Origin of the sequence: Bacillus sp. PSXD-155 (genome assembly GCF_049310765.1) — a bacterium.
GTDB classification, from domain to species: domain Bacteria; phylum Bacillota; class Bacilli; order Bacillales; family Bacillaceae_G; genus Bacillus_A; species Bacillus_A cereus.
Genome location: NZ_JBMOWC010000034.1, coordinates 17,943 through 32,034, shown reverse-complemented (window position 1 = coordinate 32,034; position 14,092 = coordinate 17,943). Strand labels below are relative to the sequence as shown.

The window sequence follows — 14,092 nt, the reverse complement described above, 5'->3', positions numbered from 1 at the left end:
TGAAGGTCGAGTCACACTAGCGGTCACACTTTTCGAAGACTTCGTCGAGCTTTTCAGCTACAGAACGTTGCATATCAGGTAACACGTGACTGTAGGTATTTAATGTCGTACCTATATCAGCGTGACCTAGTCGTTCTGAAATTAATTTTACATTAACGTTTTGTTGAATTAATAGTGTAGCGTGAGTATGTCGTAAATCATGGAATCTTATTCTCGGTAAGCCGAGTTTTTCGGTTACATTGTAAAATGATCTTCGTATGCTTCGAGAATCTAAAGGTTTCCCATATTTCGAGGGGAGAACTAAGTCTAAGTCGGTGTATTTATCACTGGCTTTTTCTTTTTCATATTCGACGAACTTTCGGTGTGTTTTTAATTCTTCTACTAAAATCTTCGGAATATGAATTGTACGTATACTCGTTTTAGTCTTCGCTCCATACTTTAATTCCCCACGCTCAGACAACGTTTGTCTGACAAAAATTCTATTGTTTTCAAAGTCGATATCTTTCCAGCGTAGCCCCAAAATCTCACCTTGACGCATTCCAGTAAATATCGCAATTGAAAAACTAATACGAAATCTCGTAGTGTTCTTCATTGTCTTATTCCCACTCAAAAAGTAATTTACCTGATCCAACGTCCATACTTCCATTTCAGTTTTAATTATTCTAGGTAAAACAACATCGGTTGCTGGGTTATTTTTTATAAGTTTAAGTACTTTAGCTCTTTTCAAAGACGTTCTTATAAAACTGAAAGCTAAATTTATTGTACCTTTTGAGTAATAATTCTCCTCTATTAACGTGTTGATGTAATTTTGTAGGTGCATTGTTGTAATGTCTTGAATCCTCAAGTGTCCGAGACGAGGTTTTATTATATTTAAGTAATGCGTGTAATTTGCTCGAAAGGTACATTTTTGAAGCTGATTTTGCCTTTCTTTAAACCACTGTTCCATAAATGCTTCGTATGACATATGGGAAAGCTTAAGAAAATCATCGTTAAGATAATCAGCCTTTAAGAGCGTCATTTCTTCATTTGCTTCTCGTTTAGAAGCGAAACCTCTACGGCGTATCTGTTTACGCTTGCCTGTCATTGGATCTTTAATAGCGAAGATAAAATCCCATTTACCTGTATCCTTATTTTTACTTACTGTACCACTCAATCTTATGTCCTCCTTTAAAAAGTCACAAGAAAGAGGTTATATCTTCCATTACCTGTATTCTAAAACTAAAGTCACAAATTGTATAGGGGTATAAAAGGTAGAAAAAAGTAAAAAACATTGGCTCAATTTCAAAAGCCTAAACGTTTATATAAGCGATGAGAAAAATAAATCCGAAATTTATTTATGAAAAGTGCGCGAGTTTACAAAGTCTCGCGTCATAGTAAATGTAAGGAGTTCACAAGGCATTACACGGAGGTGGAAACGGGTGAACGAAAATAGCAACTTGGTATCAATCGAAGCCCAAACGGAATATTCAATTACGAGTGGAAAACGCGAGACACGCATCTTTCTAAAAATGTACGTCGACGCGGTACACTCCGGTTTAATAGCGGACTTAGGTCCGGAAAGATGGACGACACTTTGTGTACTAGCATCATTCATGGACGAAGATGGCGAATGTTATCCAACGCAAGACATGATTGCGAAACGATTAAATATAAGTCGAGAGAGCGCCAACAGACGCATTAAAAAGCTATGTGAATATCGTTGGGGATGGAAAGCCATTAGTCGTTAAGGAAAGACGCAGACATGAGCGTACACAACAGTGGGAGAATACGGTATATACGATCCTACCGATTAGTCAGCTAACAATATTCGGAAATGAACCGGAATCTATTAGTCCATGTGACGCGTGACCACATATGGTAACTTCCACACATGGTTGTAGTTCACACTAACAAGAACTATCTTTTAACAAGAACTATCTTTTAACTAGAAAAAGATTAAGAGCTAAAACCCTGAAGTCTATTTCTATCGAAATATCCTTCCATCATTAATATATTCGGCGGTAATTACTTATATAAAAGAACGCCGCTAATAGATAATGAGATACAACGAGCGTGAGCGAAGTTGTCAGGTTTTAAATACTAAGGAGGTGTTATTAATGAGTAATGAAATAGCGAAGTTATCTAATGACATTAACGTAATCACCGCAGAAATAAACGCTTACCAACGAGTAGCGGGTGAAGCTATTTTCGAGATAGGAAAGCGCCTGAAACACGTAAAAGAAAATGATTTGGTACATGGTAGATGGGCTTCATGGTGCAATTCTATTGGTATGAGTAGAAATCAAGCGACAAAGTTTATAACTGTCTACGAAGAGTTAGATGTAAATGATTCGACGTCGAATCAAATTGGGCTTGAAGCCTTATACCTTATCTCCACAATGCCAGAAGAACAACGAGATAAATCGCACACAATCCCGTCAACTGGCGAAACTAAAACAGTAGACGAAATGACGGTCCGTGAATTACGCGAAGTAAAAAAGACGTTGAAACAAGCCGAACAAGATAAACAAGTACTCGGTCAACTACTAACAGAAGAACGTAATAAACAACCGGAAGTGGAATACGTAAAAGACACCGAATCAGAAGAACAATTACGCTTGTATCGGGAACATTATGGGATGTATCCAAAAATGTTTACAGGATTACGAACGAAACTGAAATTTCCGGAATGGTAATGGAGTTTTCGGAGCACACACGTGACTTCATCAAACAGTACGCATTTTTAAAGCATTATGAAGGCGAGTTTCATGCGTTAAATAGGTGATCTAAGGCCGAGTATGAAAGTACGTTAAATGCATTGCGGGATTTCTTAGACGATGTGCAACGCGTAGTAGAGTATTTGAAAGCCTCGCCCTTTCAGTCGTGTATCTAACTATAGGTATTATTACGATTTATTGCGGGGTAGGCGCGGTGGTTATTTATTATTCCCGTTCTTATATTGCTTACGTATTTATAGGTTGCAAAAAGTAGTGAAATCGTGCGGGGAAAAGGAAAAAATATAAAATTATTAGGTAGACACAACGGAGAAGTATCGATGAAAGTAGCGGAAGAATACGGCGTCGACCACCGCAACTACAAGCCTCCAGTTAGGAGGAAACGTACGAGAAAAGAAACGTGGCAAATCGATAGGGAAGCGAAGTCTAGAAATGCGGAAAGACGGAAGGTGTATCGGGAGTTTACGAGAGTGCAAGCGGTTAGGGTATTCAGTATTTCTTTTTAAATAATGTGAAAGTTCCTGCAATTCCCATCGTAGGGGGGTGTTATAATTTGAATCATATGAATGTTGTGGTAAAATTTACTAAACGTATAAAGTAGACATTCTAATTTAAGAGACTTAATCACTTTTGTAAAGAGGAGAGATAAAATTGAATGAAATGACTCAAAATCTAGAGGCGGTAAAAAATATAAAATACATGGAGGAGTTATTAGAAATAATTAAAGCGCACCAAGATGAACCTAATTATGAATATGAAAAAATGGCACTAAGCTTTATGACAGAGGGAGATTATGCATATGATGTAGATAGCTATTTTACACCAGTTTATTATAAGCAAATAATCTATCCGGAAAAGAGCGCAATTACACTTGAAGCTTTATCCTATTGGCAACAGAGAGCAACGGAAACCTCTAATAGTATATTGAAGGCCCGATATGGCGATTTAGTTTGGAATTTTTCTAGAAAGATGAATATTAAAGTGAATAATAGTTTTCAATGTGCTAAATTCGCAATTCAAGGATATATTTCGATTGTAGAAGAGAAGTTAATTAATGATCCATTTGAGTTGAAAACTAATATTATACGAGCTCTACAACTAGCTAAATCGCTTAATCAAACTGAGGATATCAGTAAAGTTCAGCAAATCATGTTGAGTTTAGAGAATTGTATTTCTCAGGATACTGAAATTGGATTATGGGGATTTTGCTTTGATGCATTAATTTTAGAAGATAATAGCATTAGTATTACGGAAGAACAATGTTCAGGGATTATTATGGGAATTCAAGAGAGATTTGAGAGACTTCTGAAGAGGATGAATGAAAAAAATGAAGAACTTTGGTATGCAGTAGAATATGCAGCTAAAAAACTAGTAACATACCATCGACAAAATGATAAAGAGAAAGTTACAGCTATTTTGAAGGAGATAGAAGAAAGTATAGATCGTAGTAATTGTAATTCAAATCTAAAGGAATATAGATATCAGCAATTATATGATTGGTATGAATTTGCACAGATTCATACAGAAAGTTCACGATCGCGGCTAATTAAAAAGATTGAAGTTGTAGCAAAAGAAGGAATGAAAGATTTAAAAAAGTTTAGCTATGAGGAAGAAATTTCAGAGGAAAAGATATCTGCATTCATTGCGCAGTTTATAACTGGAGATATTGATTTAGATAAGCATTTAATCGTTTTATACTTTATGCCCAAAATAGATGAATATGAAAGACGTATACAAGAGAGAAGTGCTGCAGGTATAGGAGTTATACAACAATTATTTAATGTTAAGCATATTAATGAATCGGGTTTAGCTATGGCAACACTAGATATGGATAATCCTAAGGATCAAGTAGCTAAAGAAATTACATTTGATTTCCAACTCAAAAGTCAATACTTGGCTATGGTTCTGCCAAAATTCATTGAATTACATCAATTAAATGAAAATAAATTTACTGCATTATTATCTAGTACCCCAATTCATGACCCACAAAATGAAGAGTTACTTAAGACTGGAATTAAACATTATTTACAGGGAGATTATTTGAGTGCATCACATGTGTTAATACCTTATATTGAGGCGACATTACGTAATATTATTCATGTAGTAGGTGGAAATATACATAAACCTAATAAAAAAGGAGGATTTGATAAGATTTTATTAGGGGATATTTTAGCCTCAAGTGAATTAAAGGATGTTTTGGGAGAAGATGCCATATTTTATTTCAAGTTAGTTTATAATGATGTGCGAGGTTACAATTTAAGGAATAATATGGCTCATGGTTTAGTATCACCATCGTATTTTAATCGTTTTACAGTTCAGCTTATTATTCATACTTTATTGATACTATCAACTATAGGTCCTGCAGAAGAAGAGGCAAACTAACAAACTTATTATTTTTCTTTAATATGGGTGTGCTTTACTGTTATCTGAATCTGTGAGAAAGCAACTCGCAGTTAAATTCACACTAAAAAAGAAATTCAATAAATTTAGCTTGTTTCTGCGGAAAGATGTTGAAGTGAAACGTAAGGCATTCTAGGAACTATCTGAGAAGTACTAGTCGTATAATTTAGTGATAAAAATGAATGGAGCCGCTATTTATAGCGGCTATTTCTATTCCCCGTAATGATGCACTAATCCAGTGTCCACAATATTTACTTTTAGTTGTGACGGTGCTACTCCACCCGTATAATTAACATTCCATTTTTGTGGGTTTGCGGAATTCTCTTATCGATGTAGCGTACGATATGCTCTATCATATCCACTCTTGATATTCCACCTTCTAAATAGTACGGATATACGCTTTCATAAAATTCATATGCCAGTTGAATACAATCTAACTCATTTATTTCTTCTGCAGTTCGTAATGTACGTCCTAAAAAACGACCTGATGCATCGTTTAGCGTTTTGTGTATTACATTGTAAGTTATAAACTGCCCTAGTGAAATAACAAACTTTTGCTTATTTATTAGGTATTCAAACACCTGGATCACCTCGCTATAATATATGTAATTTTAGCATAGATATTGTTATTCGTAGTAGCGTTCGTGGTTAGAGACGGTAGGAGAAGGACGAAGCGCATAATAAAGAACGTCATCGGAAGTAACGGGAGTTTACGCGGGTGCAGGGTATAAGAAGTTGTTTTTTGAAAGAGAGTTGATAAGGCTCTCTTTTTTGTTATATTCAAAAATGGTAAACTATTATTTGGAATGAATTTCTAATAGAATTGAAGCTATATTCGAAATTTATACAGTAAATAATTTAGTATGGAGGGAATTGATTCATTGAGAAATGTAAAAGTAATAGCAACATATAGTGAACTTTTTGGAGGTAAATTACCTAAGGAACATATTATAAAGCTTATAGATAATATGCCATTACTGTCCTCTTTTATTTTACTATCACAAATATCTACTGACGATTTCGAAGAGGATACATTGAAAAAGCTATTTAAAGAAATGTATACAAATATGATTTCTAACAATTTAACTGAACAGGGCTATCCCAAAAAGATAATGGAAGGCGTTAGTCAAAATCTAATTAACAAGTTTGAAGAAATAATAGAGAAAAATGTTGTTTTTTCGAATCAAAGCATTTTGCAATTATGGAAATGGATACTGGCATATGGAGATCCGAACAAAATAGGAGATTTTCAAGGTACGCCGGAAAGTGTAAACTCTACATTATATCTCTCATTGTCAATTAATGACTATTTGTATACAGGAGATGGTGAGATTTCCGAAGAGCTTTTCGTTGAACTATATAACAATGCAATATTTAATAATGTGGATCACATTTACCATACATTGTGTCGCACAATGTTAGTATATACTGAAATTGCTTCGAATAAAGATTTGTACGAACCTAATGAATTTCTTGATATTAATAAAGATTTCTTAGATTCATACGGATACACAATTAAGGAATATATCAGTGTGATTTTTGCTTTAATGTCGGTATTTAGGAAGCCGAAAAATTTAGGCGATGAATGGCTAAGGAATATTGATGAACTTTTTAAAGATTTCAATATAGAAGAGCCAGCGAAAGAGATAGTACTATCTTTAATGACCGACTTTAATTCGATTTCTCAATGGGCGAAAGAAGAAATTGATTCGACATGGAATTTTATAGAGCTTACAAAAAAACCTTTATTACGTGTCGATGAAAATAAATTCTTACCATTTAGTACAAATTTAGTCTACGAACAACTATTTACTAACTTGTTTTTTAAAGTTAGGAATTGTTATCCAGCAAAAGATGAGAGTTTCTTTACTTTTTATGGGAAACCTTTTGAGCGTTATACACAAAAACTAGCGGAGCATTCGGTTAATCAGTCTAAACTACCATACCAATTTGTAGATGAATTTAGATATGGAAAAGACAAAAGTAAGCACTCACCAGATATAATGATTAGATTAGGTGATAAGTTATTAGCAGTTGAAGTGAAAAGTTACAAATTACCTTTGGCTTCAATTACTAAGGCAACAAAAGATAGTGTCAAATCTGACATGAATAAAATGGTAATTAAACCTATTAAACAGTTACATGATAGACTAAAAGAAATAAGACAAGAAAATCATCCTGTTTTAAATGGGGTAAACGAAATCTATCTTATGGTTATTACTCAAGGGCATTTTCCAACAATAGAATATTTCGAAACTATGATTGAAAAAGAAATTATGGATTATATGGAATTCCCTATTAAAGGATATTTTCATTTAGATATTGAGGAATTTGAAAGTTTTTGTCAATTGATGGAAAGGCGACGTCCGATATTTAGGGTTTTAGATAATAAATACAAGAACGTAAATAGGTATCAACGATTTAAGAATTTTTTCTTTGATAATGGATACCATTTAAAACATAATAAATTGTTTAATGAAAATTTCGAGAAATTTATAGATGAGATTGGTACAACATTTCTAGATGATTTTATTCAAAGAAAACAAGAAAGAAATAAGATTAAGCAATAGTCTTTTTAGGCCTTTGGTTAACTTGTACTAATTTTTCTCCCCGTATTTATCTATACGTAATAGGGAAACGAATGAAACGGATAAGCTGCTATTATCGTCCACATTTCGTATTTATAACAAAATAGATTCAACTAAATGAGGGATAATAAAGCATGCGAATTAAGAGCAATAAATAGTTTGCAAATTAACGTAAAACTAAATGTGGAACAAACAGTAATTGGAGAATGTCCGGATAATATTTACAAAGATTCAACAAGTAATAATGTATTCTAGACTGGAAGGCTGTTCGTAAATTAGGAAATAAGTTAAATAAACCGCCATAATTGGCGGTTTATTTTTACGCATAAATTATCGATGTTGTATTTTTAGATTTGACTAAATGGAAATGCGTATCAAGTATTTCTTGTGTTCTAATATATTCAATCTCAATGTTTCTAACGTATTCATTAGCTCGATCACTAAACGTTATACACTTTTCATACTGTTCATAGAAAATATCACGTTCTTCTTCGGTAAAATAGCAATAAATCAATTTAGGGTTTTTAGTATTTTCAGCATAAAACGACATCATAATAGTTCTTAATATATGTTGATCATTAAGAATACTTAACCCAAATAAAACAAAAGTATCAGTATTATTTGAAACTATATCTTCTATTTTTTTTGATACATAAGTAACCGGTTTACTAGTAGGGGTTTTCATACTATTGAGAGTCGAAATTATATTAAATTGATTTTTTAAAGCGAAATAATCACCAATTAAGATATCAGAGAAACTAATATGTCCATAATTAGTGTTTAAACCTAGACTTTGATAATACAAATATTCTTGTTTTCCTTTTACAAACTCTCCATGAAGGTGAATAACTTCCCGTTGGGTAATATTTTCTAATATATGATCGTAATTAAGGGTTATTAATGTATCAAAATCTTGTAAGAAATCCTTTATTGCACCGATGTTAAGGTTTTTTAGTTTAGTCAAAAGAGACAAATCTATAGCTTTACCGTTAGAAAAAATCGCGATAGAAAACAGTAATCTATAATAAACGGTAAATCCATTTAACAAAATATCTTCTAACAACGTTTCCTCACCATTGGCTACTCGACTTTTGACAGAATCGCCAATTTTAACGATATTAATAAATGAGTTTGAATTCGGGAATGCATAATAGGATGGGTTCAGCTTCCTTATTGCAAAATAAAGGTGAATCAGTACAGGCCAATATTCAATGTTTACGCTTCTAATACCCTTCTCCTTCCCTATTTTACATATTTGATTCAAGATAGTTATTTGACTATTCCCAAATACCATTTCATTTACTAATTTATTCTCTAATATTTCATCTAGCAAATCCTGATTAGTTTGGACGGAATTTGCAAAGATTAGTGCATCTTCAAAGATTTTGTATAAAGTATCCTCTGAAGCAATTCTTAGATGCTGTTTAACGCTTTTAAAATTTTGTTTACATTTTTTTGTGAAAGATGAATTACCGTTTAATAAGTATGAGGAATTATGAATTAACTGCTTATGGGCTATATATAAACGTTCAAAAATACTTCCGAAATCTCCATCAAAATTTATACTAAATCCATTACCACATAAAAATGCTGTTTTACCTCTATTTATGGTTTCTTTAAATCTATCTATTGATATACTTGTAGTCATCAACTTTCTCCTTTTTTATATTAATATTACCATAGTTTACTAATTTTTATATTGTTTTATATCCTACTACATGAAGACTGTCAATGGGAACGAAAGTGATAAGTAAGCAATTGTAATCGGCGGTCATTGCGACCGCTTTTTTTATTTTACTTTAATCTATCGGAGGTTCTATATATGGAAAACAAAGGGTACTTTTACTGTTATTCGCCAGCGTTGCATGTGTTCTTACGAGAGCGTAACATACGTTATATCTGCATGGCATTAAACGAGAATACATTACGTAAGTTTTGGCAGTATAAGAGTTCGCCAGAATTAGATGACGCACTAGCTACTTGGGCAGCGAATAGGCCTAGGTAGCTTTTTTACGTTAGATAGCTTGTTTATATCGAATATATTTTATATGGAGGAATTGAATATGGAAAACGACAAGCAACGTGCACTACCGTTTGATTTAGCGAAAGGGTTTACGGCTATACCTACGGCTGTAATGCGTCACTATACGTATTTACCCGGGTTTAATGGGAATGTCGTATTAGTGTACGGCTTTATTATCGCTATGTATAATCCGCAATATGGATACGCGTTTCCTACGCATGATCAGATTGGATTAGCGTTGAATATGTCGAGGAAGACAGTCGGTAAACATATTAACGTTTTAGAGGAAGCTGAACTTATCGAGGTAAGTAAACGTGGCGGTAGTACAAACGATACTTATACGTTACTTAAGCCGATAGAAGATGAACGTGAATTATATTCGAGGTTTCCACAAGCGTTGGAGAAACGTCAGAAAGCGGAAGTAACAACGGGGGAAAGACGTTAAAGAGCGTTATGAAAGAAAGGCTAGATACGAAGATAATCAGGATAATAGTGACGATATTATAGCGTATTTGTAGTGCGAGTAATCCAATGAGTAATTATTACACGTTGAATGAGTAATTTTTACCCATTGAGTGTGTACTTTTTACTCCGTATATATATTTACTATATAGACTTACTATAAAGATTTACTATTAAGAGATTAAAAGAATAAGAGTATAAGTACTATTCGGTAAGTATTCACTAACGTTCGTACTTACCGGTAATCCTTTTCTAACGAAAAGAATTACTATCTTATATATTATCGATAAAGTACTTATATAAAAGATACTCCGCTAATGTATTGAGAAATACATAAGGATATTAAACTTCAAAGGATTCTCCGTAGATAAATAGAAGTATGTTCATATCTGTTTATATTGAAAAGGGAGAGTTGGTTGGTATGATAAGTTTTGGGATTAATTTACGTACTATCATAAGTTATACGCAAGTGAGTAGGAATCGTAACAATATAAAAATACTAAGTAAGTTGGGCATAAGATTATTTGATACGAACGGTGAACCGTTACCTGTTTCGGAGGTTAATCAAGAATTAATGACGGCATTAAAACGTCAAGACATAAATAAGCAACGATATATAATAAGCCATTTAGAAGGATAGAAAATATGGCATTATTCGGCGTCTCTTAAATAGAGGCGTTTTTATTTTACGCAGAAAGTAGGATGTATTCTTTTCTCTAAGAGGAAAACGATAAAATACTACGAAAGTAATATAGAGGAGGGATGACGAGTGAAGGAAAGAAAGACGAACGGTACAGTAAGAAAAAATAGACATACAGGAAAATGGGACTTTGTTTTTAATATCGCAAAAGATTCAATAACAGGGGAGCGGCGGCAGATACGTCGGAGAGGTTTCCGGACAAAACGAGAGGCTTATGATACTCTGTTAAAATTAAAAGCAGAAATGTTGACTGGAGAGCATACAGGTTTATCGAAACTATCATACGCTGCATATGTGGACGAATGGATGAAAGAGCGGAAATTCCATCTACAGGAGACTACTTATGAAATCCAAAAAATGTACTTAGAGAACGTAATCAAACCAAGGATAGGGCACTTTCAACTAGGAGAGATTGAGCCAATACATATGCAAAAGCTTGTTAATGATTTAGTTATTGATGTAGGCTATTCACCGGCTACCGTTCATATTATTTTTAGGATAGTGAGCGCCTCTTTAAAAAAAGCTAAAGTTTTAAAATTAATTGACGAGAATCCTACGATAGGTATTACGTTACCTAAGTTAAGGAAAACATCGAATATAAACGTATGGACGTTAGAGGAAGTTAATTATTTTATCGAGGAGTCAAAGAAAATCAAACGCCTTACCAGATGTTACATTTCCTTCGTAATGGCAGTATTAACTGGAATGAGGCAAGGCGAAATTATGGGGCTACGTTGGAAAGATATTGACTTTGAAAATAATGTTATTTATGTAAGGCAAACGCTGACACAGACGGCTCGAATTAAGGAAGGTGCTAAAAATAACGCAAGTATACGAAACGTACATATTCCCGTGAAATTGGTGGAAGAGTTAAAGTTGCATCAAAAACGAATAATCGAAGAGAAGAAATACTATCAAAGAGATTACAACGATTATGACTTAATAATTTGTACTCGTGACGGAAGACCAATGACCCCTCGAAACTGTCGTAAAGAGTTCTACCATCTAACAGAGAAGCTCGGATTACCAAAGATACGTTTTCACGATTTACGACATACACACGCGACTATGCTCATTCAGCAAAACGTAAATGTAAAGCTGATATCAGAACGTTTGGGGCATACGGATATACAGACGACGCTTAATACGTATAGTCATGTGCTGCCGACGATGCAGCGCGAGGTTGCGGATAAGTTGGATGAGATGTTTGGATGAAGCCCACCTATCGTTCCCTAGACCGTCCTTTCCGGTCGCAAAAAGCGTAGAAACAGTCAGCTCCCTCCTTATGCAAGCATATATTCGAAGAGAATGGCGTGCAACTCTATTTTTTGATACTGCTTAAAAATGTATAATAGGGATATGGAGATTTGCGGAAGGGGATAACGTCATGAAATTACGTCAAAAAACAATTAAGGTTATTGCGGAAACTATTGCGGGTGATAACGAGTATTCCTTCTATAGAAGTGGCCCTCAATTGGTTGATTTTTATAACGAATTTGGCTTTGATAGCTCTTATGGACAAGGATTTCCCACTAGATGGATATACGCTCAAGATAAATTAGTTGAGATAATTGGACAAAATCGCTTTGTAGAATTCATTAACTATTGTCTTGATGAAAGTTTATATTTTGAAAACCATGAGAATGAATATGAAACACAGGATGTTATTTTGGATTATTGGAACAAATACCTTAAATTTGATAACTATGAATTAATCCGTGATAAAAATTACTATAGATTGAAAGATTTAAACACTGCCCAAGTAATTATAAGAAAAGAAGAAATAGAAACTCTATCTACAGAATTTATGAGTCAACAAATTGAAAAGTGTGACAAGAAAATACTAGATGGAGATTATGATGGGGCAATTACCAATGCTCGGAGTTTAGTGGAAGAAGTATTATTAGCATTAGAAGAAAGAATAACAGGAGAGCGTGGTAAAAATAAAGGGGATATAAGTGAAATTTATAATCGGGTTAAGAAATATATCAATTTTGATCAGGCACAAAAAGATTTGAATGAGACATTAAAACAAATATTAACGGGCTTAAATAGTATAGTAATTGGAGTAGGGCGATTAAGATCTAAAGCAAGCGACTCTCATGCTAGGGCATATAAACCATCTAAACATCATGCAGAATTAGCGGTAAATACAGCTAAAACATTCACTTCTTTTATTATCAGTTCATACTTATACCAGCAAGAAAAGAAAGAAACGGTTTCTGTACGTTAGTAAAAAGATAAATTATGTGGGGAAAACGGACATAATTAAGCCAGGTGTTACTACGGAGTCAGTGCGCTTGTTCTGCCGGAATTGTTCACCGTGTAACGAAGTCACTTATAAAAAATAGCCGCTATCTCAAGCGGCTTTAGTCGTTATATGCTAGTTCCAGAAATCACTTTATTATTACGAATTCATTTACAAGTTTAGCTCTACCTTCTTTTGGATACGCGTGTCTTTCTAGAAATTCTTGATGCCACGTTCTATCCTGAACGTTTAAAGCCTCTATTTTATAACCTAAATAAGCGTTAAATTTATCCCGATTCAATTCGATTTCATGAACTAATCCTTTATAAGGAATACTGATTGAAACGTTATCTAAAAACGAAAATTGGCGTAGTAGGCGAGCGCTTTCTTGAGTTAATATTTTATTAATCTTGTCGCCTGTTTCGAAGTACTCTTCGTATGATTTAGCATCATTACCTGTTTTTTCATTTAATGCGGCATATTCTTCGAAAGAATTAACATATTGAATGTTGACGTTTTTAGAATCCTCGCTTATGCATACGTCCTTTAGAAATGGGCTTCCTTGTATATTCTTTATATACAAACGTAATGCGGGATGTCCTTGTGTAGCATCGATTACCCATGTTTTACCTATCTTTTTTGATAGTACATCACCTTTTGCGCATAGATTTTTTATATATCCAGGTGATAAGTCCCATAAAACCGCAGCTTCTTCTACTCCGATTACTTTATCTAAAATCATTTTAACCCTCCTTTAAGTGCGTTATCGCACATTTTTTTATTGTTATTCATATACTAACATGCGTTAACGCACTTTTCAAGTGTTTTTAAAGAAAAAGTTAACCAAAACAAACAAAATCGATTATCTTTCCCACGCACGGAAACCGTGCATCGCAACTAATGTAATCTCTGATGATGGGAAGTGTCGTTTTTTCTTCGTGTATATAGAAGCAATTA

At 33.8% G+C, this 14,092-nt stretch carries 14 protein-coding genes; 10 read left to right on the top strand and 4 right to left on the bottom strand.

What is annotated here, in order from left to right; genetic code table 11:
* Positions 1-16 precede the first annotated feature (16 nt).
* Positions 17-1,153 carry a tyrosine-type recombinase/integrase gene (locus ACO6VI_RS25240; RefSeq protein WP_422424370.1) on the bottom strand — a complete coding sequence of 379 codons (1,137 nt, stop codon included), beginning with the start codon at positions 1,151-1,153 and terminating at the stop codon, positions 17-19.
* A gap of 265 nt (positions 1,154-1,418) precedes the next feature.
* Here ACO6VI_RS25240 and ACO6VI_RS25235 point away from each other — a divergent pair, with 265 nt between their 5' ends.
* From ACO6VI_RS25235 to ACO6VI_RS25220, 4 genes are all read left to right on the top strand, one after another.
* Complete coding sequence (locus tag ACO6VI_RS25235; protein ID WP_422424368.1) at positions 1,419-1,727, top strand: helix-turn-helix domain-containing protein; 309 nt, start codon at positions 1,419-1,421, stop codon at positions 1,725-1,727.
* Positions 1,728-2,096: 369 nt separating this feature from the next.
* Entirely contained in the window at positions 2,097-2,675 is a 579-nt protein-coding gene (locus ACO6VI_RS25230) for a DUF3102 domain-containing protein (protein ID WP_422424367.1), read from the top strand.
* Positions 2,676-3,034: 359 nt separating this feature from the next.
* Positions 3,035-3,220: a hypothetical protein gene (locus ACO6VI_RS25225; protein WP_422424365.1), complete on the top strand. Its 186-nt coding sequence runs from the start codon at positions 3,035-3,037 to the stop codon at positions 3,218-3,220.
* A 154-nt stretch (positions 3,221-3,374) separates the two neighbouring features.
* On the top strand, positions 3,375-5,096 hold the full coding sequence (locus ACO6VI_RS25220; protein ID WP_422424379.1) for a DUF4209 domain-containing protein: 1,722 nt from the start codon (positions 3,375-3,377) through the stop codon (positions 5,094-5,096).
* 290 nt (positions 5,097-5,386) lie between these two features.
* On the opposite strand, the gene ACO6VI_RS25215 is transcribed toward ACO6VI_RS25220, so the two are convergent.
* The gene (locus ACO6VI_RS25215; RefSeq protein WP_136804047.1) at positions 5,387-5,695 is read right to left on the bottom strand and encodes a hypothetical protein; all 309 of its coding nucleotides are present in this window, start codon (positions 5,693-5,695) and stop codon (positions 5,387-5,389) included.
* Positions 5,696-5,995: 300 nt separating this feature from the next.
* On the opposite strand from ACO6VI_RS25215, the gene ACO6VI_RS25210 reads away from it, so the two are divergent.
* The gene (locus ACO6VI_RS25210) at positions 5,996-7,684 is read left to right on the top strand and encodes a hypothetical protein (protein WP_422424363.1); all 1,689 of its coding nucleotides are present in this window, start codon (positions 5,996-5,998) and stop codon (positions 7,682-7,684) included.
* A 337-nt stretch (positions 7,685-8,021) separates the two neighbouring features.
* Here ACO6VI_RS25210 and ACO6VI_RS25205 read toward each other — a convergent pair whose 3' ends face one another.
* Complete coding sequence (locus ACO6VI_RS25205) at positions 8,022-9,350, bottom strand: hypothetical protein (RefSeq protein WP_136804049.1); 1,329 nt, start codon at positions 9,348-9,350, stop codon at positions 8,022-8,024.
* 174 nt (positions 9,351-9,524) lie between these two features.
* Between ACO6VI_RS25205 and ACO6VI_RS25200 the strand changes: the two genes are divergently transcribed.
* The 5 genes from ACO6VI_RS25200 to ACO6VI_RS25180 all read left to right on the top strand — a co-directional run bounded on the left by ACO6VI_RS25200 (position 9,525) and on the right by ACO6VI_RS25180 (position 13,120).
* Positions 9,525-9,707: a hypothetical protein gene (locus tag ACO6VI_RS25200; RefSeq protein ID WP_422424362.1), complete on the top strand. Its 183-nt coding sequence runs from the start codon at positions 9,525-9,527 to the stop codon at positions 9,705-9,707.
* Positions 9,708-9,765: 58 nt separating this feature from the next.
* Positions 9,766-10,170 carry a helix-turn-helix domain-containing protein gene (locus ACO6VI_RS25195; protein WP_240792535.1) on the top strand — a complete coding sequence of 135 codons (405 nt, stop codon included), beginning with the start codon at positions 9,766-9,768 and terminating at the stop codon, positions 10,168-10,170.
* 438 nt (positions 10,171-10,608) lie between these two features.
* Positions 10,609-10,827, top strand: a complete 219-nt coding sequence (locus ACO6VI_RS25190) for a hypothetical protein (protein ID WP_086423377.1) — start codon at positions 10,609-10,611, stop codon at positions 10,825-10,827.
* Between the two features lie 129 nt (positions 10,828-10,956).
* The gene (locus ACO6VI_RS25185; protein WP_136804051.1) at positions 10,957-12,102 is read left to right on the top strand and encodes a tyrosine-type recombinase/integrase; all 1,146 of its coding nucleotides are present in this window, start codon (positions 10,957-10,959) and stop codon (positions 12,100-12,102) included.
* 172 nt (positions 12,103-12,274) lie between these two features.
* Positions 12,275-13,120: an abortive infection family protein gene (locus ACO6VI_RS25180; RefSeq protein ID WP_136804052.1), complete on the top strand. Its 846-nt coding sequence runs from the start codon at positions 12,275-12,277 to the stop codon at positions 13,118-13,120.
* Positions 13,121-13,283: 163 nt separating this feature from the next.
* Here ACO6VI_RS25180 and ACO6VI_RS25175 read toward each other — a convergent pair whose 3' ends face one another.
* Complete coding sequence (locus ACO6VI_RS25175; RefSeq protein ID WP_422424360.1) at positions 13,284-13,877, bottom strand: hypothetical protein; 594 nt, start codon at positions 13,875-13,877, stop codon at positions 13,284-13,286.
* Positions 13,878-14,092 lie beyond the last annotated feature (215 nt).